General features: G+C 29.3%; 21 protein-coding genes and 2 other annotated features. Of the genes, 20 read left to right on the forward strand and 1 reads right to left on the reverse strand.

Annotated elements, in window-relative coordinates; all coding sequences use genetic code 11:
* The first annotated feature begins 103 nt into the window (after positions 1-103).
* From spoVG to GKG01_RS00445, 13 genes are all read left to right on the forward strand, one after another.
* Entirely contained in the window at positions 104-424 is a 321-nt protein-coding gene (gene spoVG, locus GKG01_RS00385; protein ID WP_094207224.1) for a septation regulator SpoVG, read from the forward strand.
* Positions 425-548: 124 nt separating this feature from the next.
* Complete coding sequence (asnA, locus tag GKG01_RS00390) at positions 549-1,559, forward strand: aspartate--ammonia ligase (protein WP_154254316.1); 1,011 nt, start codon at positions 549-551, stop codon at positions 1,557-1,559.
* 122 nt (positions 1,560-1,681) lie between these two features.
* Positions 1,682-3,016: a potassium transporter TrkG gene (locus tag GKG01_RS00395; RefSeq protein ID WP_154254315.1), complete on the forward strand. Its 1,335-nt coding sequence runs from the start codon at positions 1,682-1,684 to the stop codon at positions 3,014-3,016.
* A gap of 9 nt (positions 3,017-3,025) precedes the next feature.
* On the forward strand, positions 3,026-3,703 hold the full coding sequence (locus GKG01_RS00400) for a TrkA family potassium uptake protein (protein ID WP_094207221.1): 678 nt from the start codon (positions 3,026-3,028) through the stop codon (positions 3,701-3,703).
* Positions 3,681-4,412: an RNA methyltransferase gene (locus GKG01_RS00405; protein WP_154254313.1), complete on the forward strand. Its 732-nt coding sequence runs from the start codon at positions 3,681-3,683 to the stop codon at positions 4,410-4,412. Before GKG01_RS00400 ends, GKG01_RS00405 begins: the two co-directional genes overlap by 23 nt.
* A gap of 19 nt (positions 4,413-4,431) precedes the next feature.
* Positions 4,432-4,619, forward strand: a binding site (T-box leader).
* Positions 4,620-4,656: 37 nt separating this feature from the next.
* Positions 4,657-5,679: a phenylalanine--tRNA ligase subunit alpha gene (pheS, locus tag GKG01_RS00410; protein WP_154254311.1), complete on the forward strand. Its 1,023-nt coding sequence runs from the start codon at positions 4,657-4,659 to the stop codon at positions 5,677-5,679.
* A gap of 8 nt (positions 5,680-5,687) precedes the next feature.
* A complete protein-coding gene (gene pheT, locus GKG01_RS00415) occupies positions 5,688-8,060 on the forward strand; it encodes a phenylalanine--tRNA ligase subunit beta (RefSeq protein WP_154254309.1) in 2,373 nt (790 codons plus the stop codon).
* A gap of 8 nt (positions 8,061-8,068) precedes the next feature.
* A complete protein-coding gene (locus GKG01_RS00420; RefSeq protein ID WP_094207217.1) occupies positions 8,069-8,701 on the forward strand; it encodes a cell division protein ZapA in 633 nt (210 codons plus the stop codon).
* On the forward strand, positions 8,685-10,826 hold the full coding sequence (locus GKG01_RS00425) for a U32 family peptidase (RefSeq protein ID WP_241673646.1): 2,142 nt from the start codon (positions 8,685-8,687) through the stop codon (positions 10,824-10,826). Before GKG01_RS00420 ends, GKG01_RS00425 begins: the two co-directional genes overlap by 17 nt.
* Positions 10,827-13,178 (forward strand): endonuclease MutS2, encoded by a 2,352-nt coding sequence (locus GKG01_RS00430; protein WP_094207216.1) that lies wholly within the window; start codon positions 10,827-10,829, stop codon positions 13,176-13,178.
* Between the two features lie 10 nt (positions 13,179-13,188).
* Positions 13,189-14,883, forward strand: a complete 1,695-nt coding sequence (argS, locus tag GKG01_RS00435; protein WP_094207215.1) for an arginine--tRNA ligase — start codon at positions 13,189-13,191, stop codon at positions 14,881-14,883.
* 8 nt (positions 14,884-14,891) lie between these two features.
* On the forward strand, positions 14,892-15,548 hold the full coding sequence (locus GKG01_RS00440; RefSeq protein WP_094207214.1) for a hypothetical protein: 657 nt from the start codon (positions 14,892-14,894) through the stop codon (positions 15,546-15,548).
* Positions 15,549-16,664 carry a hypothetical protein gene (locus GKG01_RS00445; RefSeq protein WP_094207213.1) on the forward strand — a complete coding sequence of 372 codons (1,116 nt, stop codon included), beginning with the start codon at positions 15,549-15,551 and terminating at the stop codon, positions 16,662-16,664.
* Here GKG01_RS00445 and GKG01_RS00450 read toward each other — a convergent pair.
* Positions 16,661-18,019 carry a helix-turn-helix domain-containing protein gene (locus tag GKG01_RS00450; RefSeq protein ID WP_094207212.1) on the reverse strand — a complete coding sequence of 453 codons (1,359 nt, stop codon included), beginning with the start codon at positions 18,017-18,019 and terminating at the stop codon, positions 16,661-16,663. The two genes, GKG01_RS00445 and GKG01_RS00450, sit on opposite strands and share 4 nt — an antisense overlap.
* 96 nt (positions 18,020-18,115) lie before the next feature.
* On the opposite strand from GKG01_RS00450, the gene murJ reads away from it, so the two are divergent.
* The 7 genes from murJ (at position 18,116) to plsY (ending at position 26,045) form a co-directional block, all read left to right on the forward strand.
* Entirely contained in the window at positions 18,116-19,639 is a 1,524-nt protein-coding gene (gene murJ / locus GKG01_RS00455; protein ID WP_154271088.1) for a murein biosynthesis integral membrane protein MurJ, read from the forward strand.
* A 40-nt stretch (positions 19,640-19,679) separates the two neighbouring features.
* Positions 19,680-19,859: a binding site (T-box leader), on the forward strand.
* A 38-nt stretch (positions 19,860-19,897) separates the two neighbouring features.
* Positions 19,898-21,664 (forward strand): aspartate--tRNA ligase, encoded by a 1,767-nt coding sequence (aspS, locus tag GKG01_RS00460; protein ID WP_154271089.1) that lies wholly within the window; start codon positions 19,898-19,900, stop codon positions 21,662-21,664.
* A 1-nt stretch (position 21,665) separates the two neighbouring features.
* Entirely contained in the window at positions 21,666-22,358 is a 693-nt protein-coding gene (locus tag GKG01_RS00465; RefSeq protein WP_002836544.1) for a tRNA threonylcarbamoyladenosine dehydratase, read from the forward strand.
* 5 nt (positions 22,359-22,363) lie between these two features.
* Positions 22,364-22,792, forward strand: a complete 429-nt coding sequence (locus tag GKG01_RS00470; RefSeq protein ID WP_002837908.1) for a SoxR reducing system RseC family protein — start codon at positions 22,364-22,366, stop codon at positions 22,790-22,792.
* On the forward strand, positions 22,785-24,023 hold the full coding sequence (gene glyA / locus GKG01_RS00475) for a serine hydroxymethyltransferase (protein WP_094207209.1): 1,239 nt from the start codon (positions 22,785-22,787) through the stop codon (positions 24,021-24,023). Before GKG01_RS00470 ends, glyA begins: the two co-directional genes overlap by 8 nt.
* A gap of 109 nt (positions 24,024-24,132) precedes the next feature.
* On the forward strand, positions 24,133-25,449 hold the full coding sequence (gene der, locus GKG01_RS00480) for a ribosome biogenesis GTPase Der (protein ID WP_094205757.1): 1,317 nt from the start codon (positions 24,133-24,135) through the stop codon (positions 25,447-25,449).
* On the forward strand, positions 25,449-26,045 hold the full coding sequence (plsY, locus tag GKG01_RS00485; RefSeq protein WP_172975075.1) for a glycerol-3-phosphate 1-O-acyltransferase PlsY: 597 nt from the start codon (positions 25,449-25,451) through the stop codon (positions 26,043-26,045). The genes der and plsY overlap by 1 nt, the downstream gene beginning before the upstream one ends.
* The last annotated feature ends 6 nt before the right edge of the window (positions 26,046-26,051 follow it).

Here is a 26,051-nt window from a genome sequence, read left to right on the forward strand (position 1 = left end):
AAAAATATATTATATATAAATGTTTTGTTTAATATTTACATTTATTTACAAAAGAGTTTTTTAGCGTTATAATTATATATATAAAACACAAGGTGGTGAGGTTATGCAAATTACAGATGTTAGAGTTAAAATACTAAATATTGATAACAGATTAAAAGCAATTGCTTCTGTTACTTTTGATGACGAAATAGTAATTCATGACATCAAAGTTATAGAAGGTGAAGAGGGGTTATTCTTAGCTATGCCTAGTAGAAAAATCGGTAATAATAAATATCGTGACATAGCTCATCCAATTAGTTCTCCAGCCAGAGAAAAAATTGAAGTAGCAGTTATCAATAAATACAATGAAGAATTTGAAAAGCAATCTTCTGAAGAAACTGAGCCAGTGACTGAAGAAAATATAGAAACTGCAGAAAATGAATAGTACAAAAAGCATCTATTAAGGTGCTTTTTTTAGTGCTTAAATTATCCGATTCAAATTATTTTACATATTTCGTATGTTTGATATAATAATAAAATATGGTTAATTTTGAATAAAGGAGATATTTATGGAATTAAAAGTACCGAAAGGATACAAATCCTCTTTGGATTTATTAGAAACACAGAAAGCTATTAAAATTATCAAAGATTTTTTTCAATATAGGTTGTCTGAGACTTTAAATTTGACTAGAGTTTCTGCTCCGTTATTTGTTAGAGCTAATACTGGAATTAATGACAACTTAAATGGCATTGAAAAACCTGTAGGTTTTGAATTCTTGGAAGACGGTTCAATGAGTAGGTTGGAAATCGTACAATCACTTGCAAAATGGAAGAGAATAGCATTAAAAAACTACGAGATCCCAGTAGGAGAAGGGATTTATACGGACATGAATGCTATCAGACCTTCAGAAGTTTGTGATAACACACATTCATTGTATGTGGATCAGTGGGATTGGGAAAAAGTAATTTCAAAAGAAGACAGAAATGTAGAATTTTTAAAAGATACAGTAAGAAATATATATCAATGTTTCTTAGACACTCAAACAATGTTGATTAATTCTTATGATGATTACAAAAAAATACTTAGAGATGAAATTACTTTTGTAACTACTGAAGAGTTAGAAGAAATGTATCCGGATAATACTTCAGATGAAAGAGAAACTTTGATTACTAAAAAATACGGTTCTGTGTTTTTAATTGGAATTGGTGATTCTTTAAAATCGGGTAAATCTCATTCTGACAGATCTCCCGATTACGACGACTGGAGCTTAAATGGAGATATATTAGTTTATAATCCTGTTTTAAACAATTGCCTTGAATTAAGCTCTATGGGAATTAGAGTTGATAAGGATAGATTGATTTATCAATTAGACAAAAAACAAAATAATGATAGAAAAAATTTAGAATATCATCAAATGCTACTTAATGATGCACTTCCTCAATCTATAGGCGGGGGTATTGGTCAATCTAGAATTTGTATGTTCTTCTTACAAAAAGCACATATAGGAGAAGTTCAATCATCAATTTGGCCTAAAAATATGCTTGATGAATGTGATAAATTGGGAATTAAATTATTATAATTTAGAGTTATAAAATTAGTTTTACAAAAGAGTTATTTATTTGAATAAATAAGTAACTCTTTTTTTGTAAAATGTTCAATAATTTGTTTTACTTTTAAATTCTTTTGTAGTATGATTTGTTTATGAAACATTTAAAAAAATATTTAGAAGACAATCCGCCATTGGTGTTGATTCTAAGTTTTATTTTTTTGATTATAGTAGGATCGTTATTATTGTCACTACCTATAAGTCAAAATGCAACAAAAGTTCCATACATTGATTGTCTGTTTACAGCAACATCTTCTGTATGCGTAACAGGTTTGGTTACTGTTGCTACATATAGCACATGGAGCGCTTTAGGAAAACTAATTATTATCATTTTAATCCAAATGGGCGGACTTGGTTTTATGACATTTGCAACTTTGATTGCACTTGTCATGGGAAGAAGAATTACTTTAAAAGATAGATTAATTATTAAAGAACAAACAAATAGTATTGATATGCAGGGAATGGTAAAACTAATTAGATATATACTGATATCTACTTTTTCCATAGAAACAATTGGTGCTTTTTTACTGATGACGAAATTTATACCAATGTATGGATTGAAGGGAATATTTTATAGTTTCTTCCATTCAATTTCAGCTTTTTGTAATGCAGGATTTGATATTCTAGGACCTAATTCTCTAATTGATATAAATACTAATTTTTTTATTATGCTAGTAATTGGACTTTTAATAGTAATAGGTGGTATTGGTTTTAATGTAATACTTGATGTGTTGCACAATGGTTTTGATTTTCAAAAATATTCATTGCATTCAAAAATTGTACTTACAACGACTGTATTGATGTTATCCATAACATCAGTTTTAATTTTAGCTATGGAATTTTTGAATCCTGAAACTATTGGCAATTTAAGCTTGGCAGACAAGATATCTAATTCTGTTTTTCAAGCTGTGACTTTAAGGACAGCCGGTTTTGCTTCAATTGATCAATCAAAATTATTGGACAGTTCAAGTGTTTTGTCTATATTGAATATGTTTATTGGTGGATCTCCAGCAGGTACTGCAGGAGGTATTAAAACGACAACTTTTGCACTGTTAATTATTGTGGCATTGAGTGAAATCAAAGGTCAAGAAGATGTAGAAGTATTCAACCGTAGAATTAGATTTTCTCAAGTAAAAAAAGCTTTAGCTATAATTACTTTATCAATGGTTTGGGTGATTTTTGTTACATTTGCAATTTTAGTTATAGATAAAGCAAAATATTTAGATGTAGTTTACGAAGTAGTAAGCGCATTTGGTACAGTTGGTTTAACTCGAAGTTTAACTCCGACTTTAAATATTATTTCAAAGATTTTGATAATTTCCACTATGTATATAGGTAGAGTGGGATCATTAACTATTTTATTTGCGTTGTCTAATACGAAAAACAAAAAAGCTTACAAAGAAGCTCATGAAAATATTATAATAGGTTAGGTTTTAAATATGAAACAATTTGTAGTAGTTGGCTGTGGTAGATTTGGTAGAGCATGTGCTATTGAATTATCCAATACTGGCCACGAAGTATTATTAATAGATAATAATGAAGATACTGTAGATGAAATGAGTCGTATTGTAACTCACGCAGTGTATATTGAACATTTGACGGAAAATTCATTGAGTTCAGTCGGTGTTGGAAATTTCGATGTGGCGATAGTTGCTATATCTTCAAATTTTGAAGCATCAATTCTATCTACTGTAGTTTGTAAAAAATTAGGGGTAAAAAAAGTAATCACAAAAGCTAAAGATACTCTTCACGGTAATATTTTACTTAAGGTTGGAGCAGATAGAGCAATAATTCCAGAAAATGATTCAGCGGTAAGACTTGCTAAGAGTTTAATAAGTGATCAAATCTTCGACTATATTGAATTTACTGATGATTATTCAATTGCAGAGATTACTCCCAAAAAAGAATGGATAGGAAAGAACTTCATTGATATTGGTATGAGAAGTAAATACGGCATTAACGTTGTTGCTGTTAAGAATAATGGAGAAATGAATATCAATCCTTCACCAGAATATACAGTAAAGTTTGAAGATTACTTGATAGTAATTGGATCAAATAAAGATTTGGACAAAATTACTGAAACAGGTGATAAAGATGATAACCTCTACTTCAAATAAAATATACAAACACGTAAAATCACTTTATAAGAAAAAATATAGGTACAAGTATAACGAATTTGTAATAGAAGGTTATAAGCTTTATGAAGAAGCGATTAAATCAAATTTAAATATCAAACAAATAATACTAAGAGAAGGGGAAGAATTTATTGATGGCTGTGTTTGTTTTGATTCAAAAACTTTCAACAGTCTCAGCGAAATGAACAATCCTGAAGGTATAATTTGTGTAGTTGATTTTATTGAGAACAAAGATAAGGATACAGATAAAATTCTATTTCTTGAATGTATAAACGATCCAGGAAATTTGGGGACAATAATAAGAAGTGCAGAAGCTTTTGATTATAATAATATTATTTTATCTGACAATAGTTGCGATATATATAATTTGAAAACTATTAGAAGTGCTATGGGTAGTTTATTCAGAATAAATATTTCTTATGAAAGTATAGATGTCTTAGAGAATTATAAATCAAATGGATTTAAAATTTATGAGACATCTTTAGAGAAAAATTCTAAAAGTATTCTTGAAATTAAGGACAAAGAAAAACATGTTCTAATAATTGGAAATGAAGCAAATGGAATTAGTGATGAAATAAAAAAATACGCTGATGAATTTTTGATAATTCCTATGGATAATTTAACCGAATCATTAAATGCTTCTATAGCTGCTAGTTTGAGTATGTTTTACCTATCAAAATTGACAAATTAGTAGTTATATTATAAAATAATTAAAAATGTTGAAGAAGAAAATACAAAACTAGATACAAAGAGAGATATGGGTTGGTGTGACATATTTATCGAATTTTGTTGGTTCGCTTTGAAGTTGCTAATATAGCCGTGTAGGGTGCGTTAAACTTGCGAGTGATGTTATCATAATTTGGGTGGTACCGCGGAAATACAATCTTTCGTCCCATAGGGGATGAGGGATTTTTTTATTGTTTAAGGAGAAAATAATGAAAGAAGAAATTTTGAAAATTAAAGAAAAAACTGTTGGTTTAATCGATAATGCCAGTGATCTAAAATCTTTAGAAGATATTAGAGTAAAAGTTCTTGGCAAAAAAGGTGATTTGACACTTGTTCTAAGAAATATGGGTAAACTTTCTAAAGAAGAAAGACCGGTTATGGGACAATTAGCAAATGAAGTTAGATCTGAAATTGAAGAATTATTGTCCAATAAATTTGAACAATTAAAACAAGAGCAAAAAAAGATTAAATTAAAAGAAGAAGAATTAGATGTAACTGCAAATAGAGGTGTCAGAAAGATTTCTCACAGACATCCACTTAATGAAACGATAATCCAATTGGAAAATTTGTTCCAAACAATGGGATTTGATATTGTAGATGGTCCTGAAATTGATACGGTTGAAAATACATTTGATTTATTAAATTCACCAAAATATCATCCTTCAAGATCTTTATCTGATACTTTTTATTTGGATGATAAAACTGTACTTAGACCACACACATCAAGTGTACAAATCAGAACAATGAAAGATCAAAAACCACCTATTAGAATGGTTTCTGCGGGAAGAACTTTTAGATTTGATGATGTAGATGATACACATTCACCAATGTTCCATCAAATCGAAGGATTGGTTGTGGACAAAGGCGTTACTATGGCTAACTTAATGGATACAATCAATATTTTCATCAAAAACTTATTTGGAGAAGAAATAGAAACAAGATTTAGACCACATTATTTTCCATTTACAGAACCTTCTATGGAAGTAGATGTCACTTGCTTCGATTGTAAAGGCGAAGGATGCCCAAGTTGCAACGATACAGGTTGGAGTATGGAACTTTTAGGATGTGGAATGGTTCATCCAAATGTTTTAAGAAATTGTGGAATAGATCCTGAAGTTTATACTGGATTTGCATTTGGTATGGGAGTTGACAGGATTACAATGGTAAAACACAAAATCGACAATATAAGATTGTTGTACGATAACGATAAGAGATTTTTGGAACAATTCTAGGAGGAAATATGTTATTACCTATTAATTGGCTTAAAGATTACGTCGATGTAGACGAATCGATAAAAACTATTACAGATAGACTTTCAGAAACAGGAAGTCACGTTGAATCGGTTATAGATAAAAGTAGATATTTAAACGATAAATTAATCGTAGCTCAAATAAAGAAAATTGATAAGCATCCAAATGCAGATAGATTATCCATAGTCACGTTAGATACTGGCAATTCAGAAATAGAAGTAGTAACAGGTGCAAAAAACATCAAAGAAGATATGTTTGTTTGTTATGCACAGGTAGGGGCAACTCTTCCTGGAGATATTGTTTTAAAAGAAGCTGATCTTAAAGGAATTATGAGCCCTGGAATGTTGACAAGCTTTGAAGAAATGGGATTTGAAACTTCAGTTGTAGATAAAAACTCCAAAGATGGAATTGCTGTTTTATCTGAAAACGAAATTGGCGAAACTGTTATTAATGCACTTGAAATCAATGAGCCTATAATTGAATTTGAAATCACACCAAACAGACCGGATTGCTTATCCGTTTTAGGAATGGCAAGAGAATATGCTGCCTCTTTTGGCAAAAAAATCAAATATCCTTCTATTGAAATCAAAAACTTTGATGAAGATATTAATGATTACGTAAATTCTGTTGATATTCAAACTAACAAGTGTACTCGTTATGTGGCTAGAGTTGTAAAAAATGTAAAGATAGGAGATAGTCCACAATGGCTAAAAAATAGACTTATTCAATCTGGAATTAGACCTATTAACAATATTGTTGATATTACAAATTTTGTAATGTTGGAAACTGGTCAACCAATTCACGCCTACGATTTGGATAAAATCGCAGATAAGAAAATTATAGTAAAAGAATCTGGTTCACAAAAATTTACAACACTAGACGATGTTGAACGTGAATTATCAGATGATATAATAATTTGTGACGGTGAAAACACATTAGGTATCGCTGGAATTATGGGTGGTTTTGATTCAGAAATAACATCAGATACTACAAATGTGCTTATTGAAGCTGCAAGTTTTGATAGCGATACAATTAGACTTTCATCAAGAAGATTATCTTTAAGAACTGATGCCTCCACAAGATTTGAAAAGGGTGTAAGCCAGCAATTATGTGATTTAGCATCATTGAGAGTTTGTAAATTAATTGAAGATATTACAAATGCCACTGTGATTAATAATTCTATAGATGTGATTACATGTGAAGAAAAATTAGAAGATGTAGAGCTATCTTACAAAAAATGCAATGATTTATTAGGATCAGATATTTCAAATGAAGAAATTAAAAATATATTACAATTATTGGAATTTAAAATTGTGTCAGAAGACGACGAAAGAATCAAAGTTAAAGTTCCATTCCACAGACAAGACGTTTCAATTTATCAAGATTTAATTGAGGAAGTTGGAAGAATTTACACATTTGAGAAAATTGGCGCTAAACCTCTTATCGGAAAACTAAAGAGAGGTGTTAAGAGCGAAGAAAGAATTGCCATAGATAATACGAAAAAAGCTTTGTATTCTATGAATACTTTTGAAGTGTTGTCTTATTCATTCATCAGCCCAAAGTCTTATTCTAAAGCAATGGTTGAAATGGATGATGATAAATTGATCAAACTAATCAATCCACTAGGAGAAGATTTCTCTGTGATGAGATCCACAATTATACCAAATATTTTGGATATACTATCTAAGAATTATAAAAATAAAATCAAAGATATTTGCGTATATGAATTGGGAAATACTTTCCACTTGGTCGGAAACGAAAGAATCGAAACTAAAAAATTAGCTTTGGGAATGTATGGAGATTATGATTTCTACGATGTTAGATCCATGATTTTGGCATTATTTAACGAATTGGGAATTGATAATTATGAAATCGTAAAAAACAAAGATAATAAAACTTATCACAGCGGTAGATGTGCTGATATATTTGTAAATGGTGAATTGAGCGCAACATTTGGTGAAATAAGTTATGAAGTAAGAGACAATTATGACTTTGATAATAGGGTTTATGTTGGAGAAATTCATTTTACAGAATTAATTAAACATATGGATTTCAAAAAGCTTTACTCACCAATTAGTAAATATCCTTCAATTGAAAGAGATATAGCTCTTGTGGTGGATAGAGAATTGGAAAGTATTGAAATTGAAAAAGAAATTCTAAAGCACTCTAATGGTATCATTAAGGATGTTTACTTATTCGATGAATATAAAGGTGAACATGTTGATAATGATAAGAAGAGCTTAGCTTACAGAATTATATATCAATCAAAAGATGAAACATTAAAAGACAAAACTATTGAAAAAATACAAGAAGAAATATTAAATTCATTAGAACAAAAATTCAACGCAACATTGAGAAAGTAGGAATGTATATGAACAAATTACAAGTTGTAATTCAAGGTTCAACTTACAATATTGTTACTGAAAAATCTAAAGAAGAAACAGATAAGATAGTTGAGAAAATTAACAAGGATATTGCAGATTGTAAAAACAGAAATTCAAAATTAACGACTTTGAATGCAACTATCTTAGCTCTTATGAATTTGGCAGAAACTCACGATAATTTAACAACTGAATTAAATGAATACAAAAAAGAGAATGATCCAATTATAAAGGATTATTCTAACTTAAAATCTGATTGCGAAAAATTATATCAAAATTTGGTTATTAAAGAAACAAACTTAAAGCAAATGACTAAACAATACAATGAAATTAAAGAAAATTCTGAAAAGGAAAAAGAAGATATAAAGAAAAAAGCTGAAAAATACGCTAACGAAATCAAAGCGCAATATGAACAAAACGCATCAGATTTAAATACAAAACTCAAAAAAGAAAATAAAATTACGGAAGATTTGAAAAAGCAAATTGAATTTTACGAAACAGAAAATGATGATATATCTCAAAAATACAAAGATTTAAAAGACGAATATAATAAATTAGCTTTTGAAAAAAATAAGCTAGAAAATATTTTAATGGATTATCAAAGGGATGAAATCATTGATTAGTGAAATATTAGCTCCTTGCGGAAATTGGGAAATGGTAAAAGCAAGTGTCCGTGCGGGAACTGATGCCGTTTATCTTGGAACAAAAGATTTTTCCGCAAGGGCTTATGCTGAAAATTTTACTGTAGAAGATGTTAAGGAAGTTGTAAAATACTGCCATTTAAGAAACGTAAAAGTTTATGTAACATTAAACACTCTTATAAAACAATCAGAAATTCACAAGGCAATTGATTATGTAAATAGATTATATAACATCGATATTGATGCACTAATTGTGCAAGATATTGGTCTGGCATATCTTGTAAACAAGTTATTTCCTGATATGGATTTACATGCATCTACTCAGATGAACATTAATAATTTGAATGGGGCATTAATTGCCAAAGAACTTGGTTTCAAAAGAATTGTATTGGCTAGGGAAACTGATTTAGAAGAATTAAAAAATATTAGGAATAACTGTGACATTGAAATTGAAGTTTTCATTCATGGATCATTATGTGTGTGCCAATCAGGGCAATGCTTGATGAGTTCATTAAATGGTGATAGAAGTGCAAATAGAGGAAGATGTGCTCAACCTTGTAGGAAGGATTACAATATTATTTTAGCCAACGAAACTATTAATTCAAATCTGTCTTACCTCAGTCCAAAAGATTTGTGTACTATTGATAATGTTGACGAAATCGCGAAATATTGTGATAGTTTGAAAATCGAAGGAAGAATGAAATCCAAGGAATACGTGTACTCTATTGTAAAATCTTACAGAGAAAAATTAGATAATGGTAAATACGATTATTATTTAGACGAAGTTAAAAATCGTGGATTTACAAAAGGATTAATCAATAATACAAATGGATACAATTACGTTGAACTTGGTAGGAAAAATCAAATTAAAGGTAACACAGTAGGAAAAGTATTAGGAAAAGGGAAAATAAAATTTACAGATGATGTATTTAAGAAAGATATTTTAATACTTTCTAACGGGAAAAATACTTTTCCGTTGACATTAACTGAAAATTATACGAAAAATAACATAGCTTCATTTAAAAATATAGGTGATGCTCTTGAAAATTCTGATGTAAAAAGAGTTAGTCACATTAAAATAGTTGATGAGTCAAATGAAGAAAAAAATGTGAAATTTAATTTACAAGTCAAGTTTATTTGTAAAAAATTTCAACCTATTCAAATATCTGTTAATGGACTAAAATATAACACTAATATAATTTGCGATGACGCAAAAAATAAGCCAATAGATGACGATTTTATTCGTAATCAAGTACTAAAAACAGGAAACTATCCAGTAAACATTAATAAATTGGAGATTATTCTAGATGATGGATTATTTTTATCGAAAAGTCAGATAAATCAGATAAGAAGAGATTTCATAGAATTCTATTTGAACGAAAAAGCTGATTTTAATCATAGAAAACAAAAAAATGTTGATCTGAAAAATTTAGATAAACTAATAGAAAAAAATAGAATTAATAATTCAAGTTATAAAACAGTTTATGTAGATGAAGTGGATGGTTACAGCGATAAAATTTCATCAGAATACATCGTGAGAGTTCCAAGATTTTTGAATCAAGAAAAAACGGATAAGTTTATAAAAAGGTGCAGAGAAAATAATGTATCCAAACTTTTAATCAATAATATTGGAGATATAGCTATAGCCAGGGACATTAATGCTAATTTCGTGGTTAGTGACTATCAGATGAATGTATTTAATACTTTATCAGCAAAAGTTTTAAATGATTTGGGAGTAGATGTAATAACTTTATCAGTTGAATTAAACAAATCTGAAATTAAAGAAATTGTAGAAAATTCAAATTACAATTATGAATTGGTTGTTGAAGAAAACTTAGTTAATATGATTACTATTTATTGTCCTTTTTCGAGCATAATAAAATGTAATGGGAAAAATTGTGAGTTCTGTAAGTTTAATGATTGTTATATTGAAGGAGATTTTTCTAAATATAAGGTTGTAAGAATGGACGATTACTCTTTAATTTATTCTTGTGATAGAATTAAGATAGATGAGAATGATATAGATTTTAACTTATATTCAATTAGAAAGAACAAATATGCAACTGGAAAATCTAATGAATTTCATTTTAAAAAAGGAATTTTATAAATGGATAAAAAGACATTAAACACACTTGAATACAACGAAATAAAAAATAAAATTGAAAAATTTTGCAAATCTAAATTGGGGAAAAGTATAGCCAATAAATTGGAACCTATGATTGATGAGGATGAAATCAGACAAAGCTTGGATGAAACTTATGAAGCTATGAGTATGATTTACAAATTTTCTAATCCTCCTATATATGAGATTATAAATGTTAAAGCAAGTATAATGCATGTATCAAAAGGTGGATACATAGTTCCAGAAGTTTTGTTGAAAATCGGCCAAATCTTAAGTAGCGTTCACGATATAAAAAGATACGCTGGAGAATCTGACGAAAATCACGAAAATTACCCTATGATTATGGCAATGATGGATTCTTTGGTGGAAGAGTCCGATTTAGTAGCAACTATAAATAATGCAATAATATCCGAAGATGAAATTAGCGATAATGCTAGTAGAAATCTCGCTAGAATTAGACAAACTAAAAGGCAAAAGACAGAAAATATTAGAGATAAAATTAACAGTATTTTATCTTCTAATGATCAAGCATTACAAGAAAATATCGTAACTATGAGAGATGATAGATATGTAATTCCTGTAAAAGTTTCACATAAATCATCTTTTAAAGGAATCGTACACGACCATTCATCTTCGGGTCAAACAGTATACATCGAACCGATGGAGGTTGTAGAATTAAACAATGAATTGAGAATGCTTGAAGCAGAAGAAAGAGAAGAAATAATAAGAATTTTGAAAGAAATTTCTGATAGAGTTTATGATGCTAAGGATTCGATTTTTGTGGATCAGGATGTTTTATCAAGATTAGATTTCATATTCGCTAAAGCAAAATATGCGATAGAAATTGATGCGACAAATCCCAAACTAAACACTAATGGATATTTTAATTTCAAAAATGCAAGACATCCTTTATTGGACAAGAAAAAAGTTGTGCCTATAAGTATTTATCTTGGTGATGATTATAATACATTGGTAATAACTGGACCTAATACTGGTGGTAAAACTGTAACACTTAAAACAGTAGGTCTGATAACTTTAATGGCACAATCTGGAATTTTAATTCCCGTAGATGAAAATTCGGAAGTAGCAATATTCGATAATATATTCACAGATATTGGTGATGAACAAAGTATAGAACAATCTTTGTCAACTTTTTCGGCTCACATGAAAAATATTGTACACATTGTAAATAATATTACGTTTAATTCTCTTGTGTTATTCGACGAGCTTGGAGCTGGGACAGATCCAACAGAAGGAGCGGCGTTGGCGATTGCAATTTTAAGAATTTTCTTAGACAAATCTATAAGAACAATTGCTACAACTCACTATTCTCAACTTAAAATATTTGCATTGACAGAAAGATACGTAAAAAATGGTTCAGTAGAATTTGATGTAAATACTTTATCACCAACTTATAGATTGCGAATTGGAATTCCTGGTAAATCAAATGCATTTGAAATTTCTAGAAGACTTGGTCTTGATGATGATATAATTAATAATGCAAAGGAAATCTTGTCTCAAGAAGACAAAGATTTTGAGGATGTTTTATCAGATATTGAATCTGAAAAGAAACAAATTGACGAAGATAAAAGAAGACAATTAGAACTTAAAGAAGATTTATTAAAGCTTCGTGACAGATACGAAAAAGAACTTGAAAAGACAAAACTCGAAAAAGAAAGAATTATTAATGAAGCAAAAGAAAACGCAAATGAAATTTATATTCAAGCTAAGGAAGAATCACGTGAGCTTATCAATAAATTAAAATTCTTAGAGAAAGAATCTGATGCCAGAACAGTAGCTAATGATGTTGAAAGTAAATTTAATAAAAGAATTAAAAAGAGTTCCAGTAAAAAACTATTGAACGAAACATCTAAGAAACAAAATCTTCAATTAGGAGATGAAGTCGAAATCTTAGGAATTGACCAACAAGGTACTATTGTTTCAGAGCCTGATAAAAAAGGTGATTTATTGGTTCAAGTGGGTATCTTAAAGATAAATGCCAATGTTAAGAACTTGAAGAAAATTAAAGAACAAGAAGTGATTCAATCATCAAAGAGCATTAAAAGTATTATAAAAAATAAAGCTAATTCTGATATAAAAAGCGAAATAGATTTGCGTGGTAAGAATATCGAAGAAGCGATATACGAACTTGACAAATACATTGATGACTGTGTAATTGTCGGTTTGAAAAAAGTGAATATAATTCACGGAAAAGGAACTGGTATGCTCAGAAAAGGTATCAGAGAATACCTAAGAAGTGATAAAAGAATCAAAAAGGTTGAAGATGCAGCTTATAATGAAGGCGGGCTTGGAGCTACTTTCATTTATTTAAAATAAGGGGATTAAAATGATAAATTTTAAAGAAGAAGTAAAACAAATTATACTAGGATTTGACACTGGTCTAACTGAAGAAGAAATATCAGATTTAATCGAAATTCCACCAAACAGTGATATGGGAGATTATGCGTTTCCAGTGTTTAAATTAGCAAAAACTTTTAGGAAAGCACCTAATTTAATCGCAGAAGAATTAGCTAAAAAAGAATTCAGCAATGAAAATATCAAAAAAATTGCAAATGTAGGTCCTTACGTAAACTTTTTTGTAGATAATTCAAAATTAGTAGAAAGTGTTCTAACAGAAGCTGTTAAAGATGATTTTGGAAGTAGTCATATTGGCGTTGGGAAAAATGTTGTGTTCGACTTTTCTTCTACAAATATTGCAAAGCCATTTCATATTGGACATTTACGCTCCACTGTAATAGGAAATGCCATAAGAAACATAATGAAATATCAAGGGTTTAATACAACAGGTGTTAATTACATCGGTGATTATGGAACTCAATTTGGTATGATGATATCAGCTTATTTAAAATGGGGAGACGAAGATAAAATAAATGCTGATCCAATAAAAGAACTTTTAAATCTTTACGTAAAATACAATAAAATTGCAAAAGAAGATGAAACTTACATGGATGAGGCACGCGATTGGTTCGATAAATTAGAAAAAAAAGATCCTACAGCTGTAAAATTATGGTCATGGTTTAGAGAAATTTCTCTAAAAGAATTTCAAAGAGTTTATGATTTACTAGGAGTTGAGTTTGACAATTTTAATGGTGAATCATTCCACTCACAATTTATTGGAGATGCATTAGAAGCAATTGATAAGAAAAATTTGCTAGAAGAATCCGATGGTGCAATGATAATCAATTTGGATGATGAAAACTTGCCACCTGTTTTAATAAAAAAATCAAATGGGTCTTCAACATACTTAACAAGAGATATTGCTACTGCAATGTATCGTAAAAAAACTTACGATTTTTATAAAAATGTATACGTTGTTGCTAGTCAACAAAAACTTCATTTTGAACAATTAAGAGCCGTTTTGAAAAAAATGGGATTTGATTGGTGGAATGATTGCGAACATGTTTCTTTTGGTATGGTTAGCATGAAAGATGGATCTATGAAAACAAGAGAAGGTAAAGTTATTTTCCTAGAAGATGTTTTAAATAGAGCTATTGATAAAACAAAATCAATCATAGAAGAAAGAAATCCTAATCTTGAAAATAAAGAAGAAGTGGCAAAACAAGTTGGTGTTGGAGCTGTAATATTCCAAGATTTATTCAATAATAGAATAAAAGATTATACGTTTGATTGGGATCAAGTTTTGAATTTTGATGGAGAAACTGGACCATATACACAATATACATTTGCAAGAAGCTGTTCTATATTAGACAAGGGAGAATTTGAATTAAAAGACAATAGCAAATTTGATTTATTAGTTGACGATACAGAAATCGACATTGTAAAACACTTATCAAAATTTGAAGAAGTTTTATTAAATGCTACTGAAAAATACGAACCTTCTTTCTTAACACGTTATACAGTAGAATTAGCAAAACTATTCAATAAATTTTATGCAAATTGTCCAATCAACACTGTAGAAGATGAACTAAAATATCAAAGATTGTATTTAACTTATTCTGTTAACAAATGCTTGAAATTATCTTTGAGCTTGTTAGGCATTGAAGCACCAGTTAGAATGTAGGGAGAATAATGGACTCATTTATAGAAATAATCAAAAATTCTTTTACAAGAACCGCACATACAATTAAATATTTTCCGTTGATTTTTGCATCAATGATTGTAATGAAATTATCGTTAAATATGTCGAATAATATTTTGTTTAGATTATCTGTATCTAAAGAAATATCTAGTGTGATAATAGCGGTTTTGGTTACATTTCTGTTGAGTATCCTTTTAAATATGCTTAGTATTTCGGTTCATACAAGAGATAACTATCAAATAGAACCGATTACTATTCCCAAATTAATGTTAAAGGTCGCTTTTAATGGAGGAATTTTATTGTTTTTGTATTTTTTCTTAAAAAAATACGAGGGAGCAGTAGTTGTTCTTTTATTAATATTTAATCCGTTAGTGGAGACACTTTACATGATTGACGAAGAATTTTATAAATCGATTTGCACATCATTAAAATTTAATTTTAAAAATTTTTTAACATGGAACATACCTAATGTTGTGATTTTTGCAATTTTATTTAATTTGATTATGAAAAATTACACATTTGAAGACTTTATAATGTCAAATGAAGTGGTGTCGATTTTGAAATTTGGATTACTTTTGATGTTTATTTCGTTATTCATGTTGTATAGGGCTAATTTGTACAGAATTTTAGAAACGGGGGAGAAATAAATGATTAATAAGATTGACGAATATTTCAGTAAATTTATGAATCAATTGGTTTATGTGAATTTATTAGAATCAAATGATTACATTGATAAAGATATTCCACTACCTGTTTTAGAGAAAGATTTGTTAGATGGGGTCAAGAATAATGATTTCGTCAAAAATTTTGATTTGGAATTAATAATTAAAGGCATGATTTATAACATAGCTTACGATAGATCATTCAAATACTGTGTAAACTACACAGATATTATGTACAATATTTTTCCTGATATTGAAAAATCAATAATATCTATGGGAGTTGAAAAGATTTCAAACCCAAAAGAAGCTGTTATTTATTTTAGAACAAATGATATATTAAAATCGGATATTGCAGATAATGCATATTACTACGCGTATTGTTTGAGATTAATGGCTCTTGAAGATGAATTTAATTCTAGTATTTTTATCGAAGAAGCATTCAGAGTTCTAAATGAAAATGTTGCAAATTTTCCTGATTTCTTCTTAAGTTATGTAGAACTTGCAAACTTAGAATTACTAAATCATAATTATATAAAAGCTTATGATTACTTAAAAAATACACACAAGATGGCAATTTCTCCTAATGATTACGATGAAAAAAGAGTATTAATTGTGATAAATGAAGTTGAACGTTTAATGGAGGATATAAAGCCTTTAAGAGATTTGGATTTTGCGACTACTTTAATCAATTCAAAACCACAAAAGGCACTTGAAATTTTCAGAGAACTTGAAAAAACTTCCAGAATTGTTTATCTAATGGGCAAGTGTTACTTGAATTTGAATGATTTGAATACAGCTATCGAATATTTTGAAAAAGCAGAGAATATGGGATTTGATCACGTTGATTTATATAATGATATGTCTGTGGCTTATTTCAACGATTATGATTTTGAAAAATCAATTCAGGTTTTAAATCGTGGGCTTAAAATTCATAAAGACAACGAGATTTTATTGTACAATAAAGCAGTTATTGAACTAAACTCAAATAGAGTTGCAAAAGCAAAAGACACATTGTCAACTTTGGTTTCTTATGATGATGTACACGAAGATATTTTTAATATGGCAATGCAATTATTGCAAAAAATAGAAGAAGACAATTAAATGTCTTCTTCTGTTATTTTTAGCGTATTGTCCAATCGGTCGATGATTTCCAAAGCGCTTATTATGTTTTTTCTTGCTTTGTAACAATCCAAATTAATATCTACCAATTCATTAATTTTGTTTATTCTATAAACGATTGAGTTTCTGTGAACATTCAGTCTTTGAGAGGCCTTTATTAATGAACGTTCTTCTACAAGATAAAAGTATAATGTTCTGAGAAGGTCTGTGCCATTATTTATATCGTCATATTTTAGTTTATAGATGAATTCTGGAACTAAAATTTCTATTTCAGAATCCAAGCATACCAAATCATAGATGATTTTACAGCAATTATCGTTTATGTTATCAGTTAATTCTATATTGTTTTCTAAAATTCTTCTAGATAAATCATAAGCTTTTTTCAAATTGAATAGGTTGTTTTTTAGTGATAATTTAATGCTTTTTAAGTCGTATTTTTCAGTAAAAAAGTTTAAGTTTGTCTTTACTGATGAAACATCTTTAATTTTATTATTAGTTAATAACACAAGGTATCCTTCTTGTAATACAGAATACATATACATCGGATAATCCAAAACAAACCTATTACCGTGTGAGAACATATCTTGGTATTTGAATAAACCACCTTCAATTTTTATTACATTAATATCGTAATTGTCATCTGTTTTCCAACCTATATTTGCGATATTTTCTTCGTCTTTTTCTGTAATATTTCCAGAAATCAAATTCTTAATAGTGCTGTATATGTCTTCTTTTGAATTTATCAGCCCGTTTACATTGTTATAAATATATGTTGAAATTATTTTGGAAATTTTTCTGAATTCAAATTCATATTCATCTTCAATAGTTTCAAAAGCGAGATATCCGTACAATTTGCTCAAGCTTTTCTTTTTTATTTCCAACGGATAAATCTTTTTTATAGTTGAAAAATCAAATGTATTTAGCAACAACTTTTTGTTTGAGTTCAATAGGCATACATTTACATCAAAATAATCTTTTATGATTAAAAGCAAATTATTAACGGCCTCACGGTTTGAAATTGTATTGTAAATTCTATTATAGAACTCTGCGTTTTTACGCAAAAATCCATTTATAATTTCGTAAACTTTGAAAATATCATCTTCTTTTGAATAAATAATATTTGCGTTCTCGTTTTCTATAATTTCATCTTCTGCTTTCAAAAAAAGAATATTAGAATTTTTAGGACACATAATATTTTTGCCATATTCAATTATGGATAGGGTGTTTTTCTGATCAGAAATACAATTTAACGAAATATTATCGATATCGTTTATTATTTTTATGTCTGAAGAGTTAACCAACTCATCCATTTGTTTTACCAATAACTTTATATTCATCTTATCACCTTTAATTATCGTTAGACCTGTGTTATTATCTATAGTATAAATAATATCACAACCAACAAATTTTTTAAATATAAACAGGAGATACTTATGAAAAAGACTGCAATTATACTGATGATAATTACACTACTATCAAAAGTCTTAGGATTAGTAAGAGAAACTACACTGGCATATTTTTTTCCTACAAATGGACCGGTTGCTAACGCATTTTTGGTTTCACAAATACTGCCAATAACAATAGTTAGTTTGTTTTCAGCGGGAATTTCAACATCTTTTATTCCTATATACAATAAAATAGTACATGAAAAGGGAAAGGAAGAAGGCGATATTTTTACATCAAATATCAACAATATAGTTGTTATTATAATATTAGCATTAATAGTAATACTTGAGATTTTTACACCATCTGTAATTAAAATTTTCGCTCCAGGATTTACTGGATATACAAAAGAATTAACTATAAAATTCATGCGATTGACTTTATTGTCAATGATACCGTCCATAATGTCATGTGTATTCAAGGGATATTTGAATGCGAATAATCATTTTGTAGTTCAAAATTTACAAGGTTTTATAATGAATTTTTTCATTATTCTTGCTCTTGTACTATCTAACAAATACGACAATAATATGATAGTTGGAATTGGTTTGTTATTGGGAAATGCACTTCAATATTTGCCTTACATATTTATAACGAAAAGAAAGAATTTTAAATATCATAAGATTTTAGATTTTTCAGATAAAAATGTAAAAATGATTGTATTACTATCAATTCCGATAATTTTAGGAGTATCGGTAAATCAAATTAATGTTATGGTAGATAAGTCGATAGCATCTACAGTTTCAGCTAATGGTATTCCAATTCTAAATTATGCATCAAGGCTTATTGAATTTGTAACTGGAATTGTTATAGCAAATATTTCTGTAATTGTGTATCCTGAATTGTCTAGAAATTTTATCGCAAATGATTTGAATAAAATGAAAGATAGCATAATGAAATCAATGTCTATGATTTGTATTTTAGTAATCCCAGCGACAATAGGACTTTTGGTATTATCTTATCCTATTACTAAGATGCTATTCTTTAGGGGAGCGTTCACGATGAATGATGTTGACATGACATCAGTTTGTATGTTCTTCTACGCTTTGGGAATCATAGGAACTGCTATCAGAGATATTTTATCGAAATCATTTTATGCCATGAATGATACAAAAACTCCTACGATTAATTCTGTTATTATGGTTGCTATAAATATAATAGGAAATATTATTTTATCAAGAATTTTTGGCTTAGTAGGATTAGCAGTAGCAACAAGTTTTGCAAATCTAATTGGAGCAATAATGATAATAATGAGATTACACAAAAAAATTGGGGATTTTAGCTCTACAAAATCATCATTTGTAAATATTTTTAAGATGTTGATTTCATCGTTGATAATGGGAGTTTTAGCTTATATTACATTTAAAACGACAAATATGAGATTTTCTAATACATTATCACTAATGATGTCTATAATTGTTGCAGGAATTAGTTATTTGAGTTGTATTTTAATTTTTAAGGTCGATGAACTAAACGAAATTATCGCTTTTTATAAAAACAGAAGAAAAAAATAGATGGTTTGACAATTGAAAGTTTTTTGAATATAATTTTGTTATAAAGACAAAGATAAAAAGAGCGCATTATGATTGATTTTCAGAGAGATAAGGGTTGGTGTGACTTATTATTCATAGTAATTGCAGACATTTTTGAGTCGAATTTTCCGCTTAATAGCGTTATAAATTAAAGTGAGGTTTACCTAATTAGGGTGGTACCGCGATTTAACTCGTCCCTTATCATAAGGACGGGTTTTTTTATATTTTAGGAGGTTTTTTATGAATAGTATGGGAAATCTTAGACGTACTCACATGTGTGGGGAGTTGAGATTAAGTGATGTAAATAAAGAAGTCATTCTTATGGGCTGGGTTCAAAAAGAGAGAAATTTAGGATCTCTTATCTTTATAGATTTGAGAGATAACACAGGAATAACTCAAATAGCTATAAAGGATGATAACAAAGAGATTTACGATAAAGCAAAAGATGTTAAAAGCGAATATGTTTTATGTGTAAAAGGTGATGTTAGAGAAAGAGAATCAAAAAACAATAACATTCCTACTGGAGAAATTGAAGTTATAGCTAATGAACTAATTGTTTTGGATACAGCTAATGTTCCTCCAATTTACATTAAAGATGATGATAATGCTCAAGAAGCTGTTAGGTTAAAGTACAGATATTTGGATTTAAGAAAACCTAAATTACAAAATAATTTAAAATTAAGAGCCAAAGCTAATAAATTAATTCGTGATTATTTAGATGAAAATGGATTTTATGAAATTGAAACTCCATTTTTAGGAAAGCCAACTCCAGAAGGAGCTAGAGATTATTTGGTTGCAAGTAGAGTAAATGAACACAGTTTCTACGCATTGCCACAATCACCACAGTTAATGAAGCAACTTCTTATGATTAGTGGAATGGACAGATACTACCAAATCGTTAAATGTTTCAGAGATGAAGATTTGAGGGCAAATAGACAACCGGAATTCACTCAAGTGGATATGGAAATGAGTTTTGTTGATCAAGAAGATGTAATGACATTGAATGAAGGCTTGATTAAAAAACTTTTTAAAGAAATTAGAGGAATTGATATTCCAACTCCTATTAAGAGAATGACTTACGCAGAAGCTATGGAAAGATATGGATGCGACAAGCCAGATTTGAGATTTGGATTTGAATTGAAAAATATCACTGAATTAGTAAAAGATTCAGAATTCAAAGTATTCTCAAGTTGTAATGATAAAAACAAGAGTGTTAGATGTATCAATATTGGGGATTATGAAAGTGAATACTCACGTAAAAAAATTGACAAATTAGAAAAATTTGTAAAAGAATACGGTGCTAAAGGTTTAAGTTGGATAAGAGTTCACGATGGAGAAATTCAATCTTCAATTAAAAAATTCTTATCTGATGAAGAAATGAATTCGATAATTGAATCTACAAAAGAAGACGAAAATGCTTTAATATTTATACTGGCAGACAAAAATGATGTTGTATTTAATGGATTAAGTGCATTAAGAAACAAAATTGCAAGAGATATGAATTTGGTTGACAATGATACATTCGAATTTGTTTGGATAGTTGATTTCCCATTATTTGAATTCGACGAAGAAGAAAACAGATTTGTAGCAATGCATCACCCATTTACAATGCCAAAAGAAGAAGACATTCAATATTTGTTAACTGACAAGGAAAAAGTAAGAGCTAAAGCTTACGATATTGTATGTAATGGAGATGAAATAGGTGGAGGCTCTATAAGAATTAACAATTCTGATTTACAAAAGAAAATGTTCGAAGCATTAGAATTAAATGAAGAAATGATTGAAAACAAATTTGGATTCTTCGTTGAAGCTTTCAACTATGGAACACCTCCACACGGTGGATTAGCGTATGGTATGGATAGACTTATGATGTTATTAGTTGGAACTGATAATATCAAAGATGTTATAGCATTCCCTAAAACACAATCTGCTACAGATTTATTGACAGGTGCTCCATCAAATGTTGACGAGAAACAACTTAAAGAAATTCACATCAAATTAGATTAGTATGGATAAAAGATTTGAAAGAACAAAACTTCTAATAGGTGAAAATGACCTAGAAAATATCATCAACTCCAAAGTAGCTGTTATTGGCTGCGGTGGAGTTGGAGGTTTTGTAATAGAAGCTTTGGCTAGATGTGGAGTAGGAACATTAGCAATAGTAGATTATGATACTATCGATATAACAAACATCAATCGCCAAATTATAGCTTTGGAAGATACTGTTGGAAATTATAAGGTAGATGAATTTGAAAAAAGAATTCACAGAATTAATCCGAATTGCAAAGTTATTAAATTTAGGGAAAAGTTTGATAATTCTACTGTTGATTTATTTAATCTTAAAGATTATAATTATGTTATAGACGCTATTGATTTAATATCAGCGAAGCTAGATTTGGCTGAGTATTGTTATAAAAACGATATTAAGTTGATAAGTTCTATGGGTGCGGGATCGAAACTAAATCCTTTTCTTTTTAGAATTACGGATATTAAAAAGACCCACACTTGTCCAATGGCTAAAGTAATGAGAAAAGAGCTAAAAAGAAGAAACGTTGACAAACTTACATGCATTTGGTCTGATGAACAAAGGTCAGGAGAAGTTCTATCTTCAAATGGAAGAAATGCTCCGGCAAGTATAAGCTTTGTACCTTCATGTGTCGGACTTATGATTGCATCATATGTTATTAAAGAATTGAGGTAATTTTTTTGGCAAAAGAAGGAATGGTTATAAAAACTGAATCCACAAAAGCATCTGTTCTAATAACTAGAAAAGGAGCTTGTGGTGGTGAAGGTTGCAGCAAATGTTCAGGTTGTGAACATCAAACGCAAGTTATAGAATGTGCAAACTATATAAGTGCTAAGGTAGGGGATAGAGTGCAAATTTCAGGTGATGATTCTTCAATGCTTAAATATACAGCATTGTTGTATTTAGTGCCTTTAACATTTTTCCTAATTGCTCTTATATCATCATATTCTATTTTGGAAAATAAAATAGGAAATTTTGAATTAGCATCTTTTGGTATAGGACTTGTAGGATTATTAATTGGCTATATAATTGTAAAATTTATAGATAAAAAATTTGTTGATAAGGACCTAGTTCATATCACGAAAATAATTGGAGGTTTGTATGAATAATTGTAGACAAAATTTAGAAAATTTTGACCCAGAGGTTTTTGGACATCTAAATGATGAAATCAAAAGACAAGAAGAACATATCGAGTTGATAGCTTCAGAAAACTTTGTTTCAAAAGCAGTACTTGAAACTATGGGTACTGAGTTAACTAACAAGTATGCTGAAGGATATCCTGGAAAAAGATATTACGGCGGTTGTGAACATGTTGATAAAATAGAACAATTAGCTATAGATAGATTAAAAGAATTATTTAATGCAGATCATGCTAACGTTCAACCTCACTGTGGAGCAAATGCTAATATTGCTGTATATGTTGCAGTTTTAAAACCTGGAGATACAGTATTAGGTATGAGATTAACAGAAGGTGGACACTTAACTCATGGATCACCGGTAAATATGTCAGGTAAATTCTATAATTTCGTAGATTATGGTGTAGATCCTGAAACTGAAACAATTGATTATGAAAACGTTCGTGAATTAGCTTTAAAACACAAACCTAAATTAATCGTAGCTGGTGCTTCTGCATATCCAAGAGTTATAGATTTCAAAAAATTCAGAGAAATTGCAGATGAAGTTGGAGCATATTTAATGGTAGATATGGCTCACATTGCTGGATTAGTAGCTACTGGAGATCATCCAAGTCCAGTTCCTTATGCAGATTTTGTAACTACAACTACACATAAAACATTAAGAGGACCAAGAGGTGGAGCTATCCTTTGTAAGGAAGAACACAAAAAATTAATAGACAAATCAGTATTCCCAGGATTCCAAGGTGGTCCATTAGAACATATTATTGCAGCAAAAGCAGTATGTTTCAAAGAAGACTTGCAACCAGAATTTAAAGAATACACTCATCAAATTTTGAAGAATGCAAAAGCAATGGAAAAAGTATTTTTAGATAACGATGTAAGATTAGTTTCTGGTGGTACAGATAACCACTTATTATTAATCGACTGCAGAAGCTTTGAAATGACAGGTAAAGAAGCTGAAGCATTATTGAGCGAAGTTAATATTACAACAAACAAGAACACTATTCCAAATGATCCAGAAACACCATTTGTAACTAGTGGTATAAGAATTGGTACACCAGCTATTACAACTAGAGGATTAAAAGAAGCAGAAGCTGCAAAAGTAGCAGAATTTATGTTAGACGCATTAAAGAAACGTAGACCTGCTGAAGAAATCAAAAAAGACGTTGTAGAATTGATGAAACAATTCCCAATCAATAGATAAATTTTAAGCTAATACTAGACAAAAGTTTAGTATTAGCTTTATTTTTTGATGAAATATTGTATATTTGACACATTTTATGGTATCATTTATAGAGAAATGAGGTGATAACATGGCAAAACCAGTTGTTGCTATTGTAGGAAGAGCTAATGTAGGAAAATCTACATTATTCAATAAATTAATTAAGAAAAGAATCGCCATCACTCAAGATGATCCAGGTGTTACAAGAGATAGATTGTATATGGAAGCTGAGTGGCAAAATAAATATTTTACAGTTGTAGATACAGGTGGTTTGGAACCAAAAAGTAATGAAATCATTACTAAAAATATTAAAAAACAAACAGAACTTGCTATTGAAACTGCAGATGTTATTTTGTTTATGGTTGACGGTAAACAAGGTATCACTCCAATTGATATGGAAGTTGCCGATATGCTTAGAAGAACGAAAAAAAGCGTAATTTTAGTTGTAAATAAAATTGATCACATCAAACAACAGGACAATGTATATGATTTTTATAATCTAGGATTTTATGAAATATTTCCTATAAGTGCTTCAAATTCTATGGGGCTTGGAGATTTACTAGAAGCTGTTGTTTCAAAATTTGATGATAATTCAAATACAGAATCTGATGAGGATATTACAAAAGTTTGTCTAATTGGAAAACCGAATGTTGGTAAAAGTTCTTTGATTAATAACTTATTAAACGAAGAAAGAATGATAGTTACTGATATTGCAGGAACTACAAGAGATGCCATAGATTCCAAGATTAATTACAAGGGAAATGAGTATATATTTATAGATACAGCAGGTCTAAGAAAAAGAAAAAAGATTGACACAGAAGTTGAGAGGTATTCTGTTGTTAGGACTTTATCAGCGATTGATAGGTCTGATATTTGCGTTCTAATGATAGATGCCACTGAAGGTGTTAGCGAACAAGATACTAAAATCTTGGGTTATGCTCATGATCAAGGTAAAGCTATGATTATTCTTGTGAATAAATGGGATCTTGTTGAAAAACAAACAAACACTATGAATGATTTCAAAAAAGATATCCGAACTAAATTGGGATTTGTAATGTATGTTCCTATCGTGTTCATAAGTGTAAAAGAAAACAAAAGAATAGATACTTTGTTTACTGAAATCGAAAAAGTAGATAATAATTATTCTATGAGAATTAGCACAGGTGTTTTGAATGATGTAATATCAAAAGCAGTATTATTAAATCCGCCACCATCAGATAAAGGTGTTCGTTTGAAAATCTTTTATATTACTCAGATAGAAGCCAGACCACCAAAATTTTTGGTGTTCATAAATAGAAATGATTTGATGCATTTTTCATACCAAAGATATATCGAAAATCAGCTAAGGGAAAACTTTAGCTTTGAAGGTGTTCCTTTGCAATTTGAATTTAAGACAAGGGGAAAATAGTGAATTATTTATATTTAATCATCCTTGGAATAATATGTTATTTCATAGGTAATATAAGTGGTTCTATTGTGCTTTCTAAGTTGATTTATAAACAGGATATAAGAAATTATGGAAGCAAAAATGCAGGTGCAACGAATGCTTTAAGAGTTTATGGAGTGAAGTTTGGTTTGGCAACTTTTTTGATTGATTTCTTAAAAGGATTATTGTGTGCATATTTGGGCTTTAAATTTTTCGGCAGTTTAGGTATACTAGTATGTGGGCTTTTATGTGTAATAGGACATATATTACCGGTTATTTATAATTTTAAAGGTGGTAAGGGAATTGCGACATCTTTCGGTGTTTTATTGTTTGCCCAACCTTTACAAATTTTATTTTTATTAATATTGTTTTTAATAGTTGTACTTATAACTAAATATGTTTCACTCGGAAGCATAATAGGATGTGTTTCAGCTGTTATTTATGGATTAATTTACATTAGAAAAGACTTTTACATTGGTTTAATTTATATTTTGCTAGGGATAATATCATTATTCAAGCATAGATCCAATATAAATAGATTGATTCATGGAAAAGAAAGTAAATTAGGTAAAAATTAGGAGGAA

Source organism: Finegoldia sp. BIOML-A4, assembly GCF_009679635.1.
Lineage (GTDB): Bacteria > Bacillota > Clostridia > Tissierellales > Peptoniphilaceae > Finegoldia > Finegoldia magna.

Coding starts and splice junctions, on each gene's coding strand:
- GKG01_RS00400 (WP_094207221.1), top strand. CDS start 3,026: ATGAAACAATTTGTAGTAGTTGGCTGTGGTAGATTTGGTAGAGCATGT.
- murJ (WP_154271088.1), top strand. CDS start 18,116: ATGAAAAAGACTGCAATTATACTGATGATAATTACACTACTATCAAAA.
- GKG01_RS00445 (WP_094207213.1), top strand. CDS start 15,549: ATGATTAATAAGATTGACGAATATTTCAGTAAATTTATGAATCAATTG.
- GKG01_RS00430 (WP_094207216.1), top strand. CDS start 10,827: ATGGATAAAAAGACATTAAACACACTTGAATACAACGAAATAAAAAAT.
- asnA (WP_154254316.1), top strand. CDS start 549: ATGGAATTAAAAGTACCGAAAGGATACAAATCCTCTTTGGATTTATTA.
- argS (WP_094207215.1), top strand. CDS start 13,189: ATGATAAATTTTAAAGAAGAAGTAAAACAAATTATACTAGGATTTGAC.
- GKG01_RS00420 (WP_094207217.1), top strand. CDS start 8,069: ATGAACAAATTACAAGTTGTAATTCAAGGTTCAACTTACAATATTGTT.
- pheT (WP_154254309.1), top strand. CDS start 5,688: ATGTTATTACCTATTAATTGGCTTAAAGATTACGTCGATGTAGACGAA.
- GKG01_RS00425 (WP_241673646.1), top strand. CDS start 8,685: ATGAAATCATTGATTAGTGAAATATTAGCTCCTTGCGGAAATTGGGAA.
- GKG01_RS00450 (WP_094207212.1), bottom strand. CDS start 18,019: ATGAATATAAAGTTATTGGTAAAACAAATGGATGAGTTGGTTAACTCT.
- glyA (WP_094207209.1), top strand. CDS start 22,785: ATGAATAATTGTAGACAAAATTTAGAAAATTTTGACCCAGAGGTTTTT.
- aspS (WP_154271089.1), top strand. CDS start 19,898: ATGAATAGTATGGGAAATCTTAGACGTACTCACATGTGTGGGGAGTTG.
- spoVG (WP_094207224.1), top strand. CDS start 104: ATGCAAATTACAGATGTTAGAGTTAAAATACTAAATATTGATAACAGA.
- GKG01_RS00405 (WP_154254313.1), top strand. CDS start 3,681: ATGATAACCTCTACTTCAAATAAAATATACAAACACGTAAAATCACTT.
- GKG01_RS00440 (WP_094207214.1), top strand. CDS start 14,892: ATGGACTCATTTATAGAAATAATCAAAAATTCTTTTACAAGAACCGCA.
- pheS (WP_154254311.1), top strand. CDS start 4,657: ATGAAAGAAGAAATTTTGAAAATTAAAGAAAAAACTGTTGGTTTAATC.
- GKG01_RS00465 (WP_002836544.1), top strand. CDS start 21,666: ATGGATAAAAGATTTGAAAGAACAAAACTTCTAATAGGTGAAAATGAC.
- der (WP_094205757.1), top strand. CDS start 24,133: ATGGCAAAACCAGTTGTTGCTATTGTAGGAAGAGCTAATGTAGGAAAA.
- GKG01_RS00395 (WP_154254315.1), top strand. CDS start 1,682: ATGAAACATTTAAAAAAATATTTAGAAGACAATCCGCCATTGGTGTTG.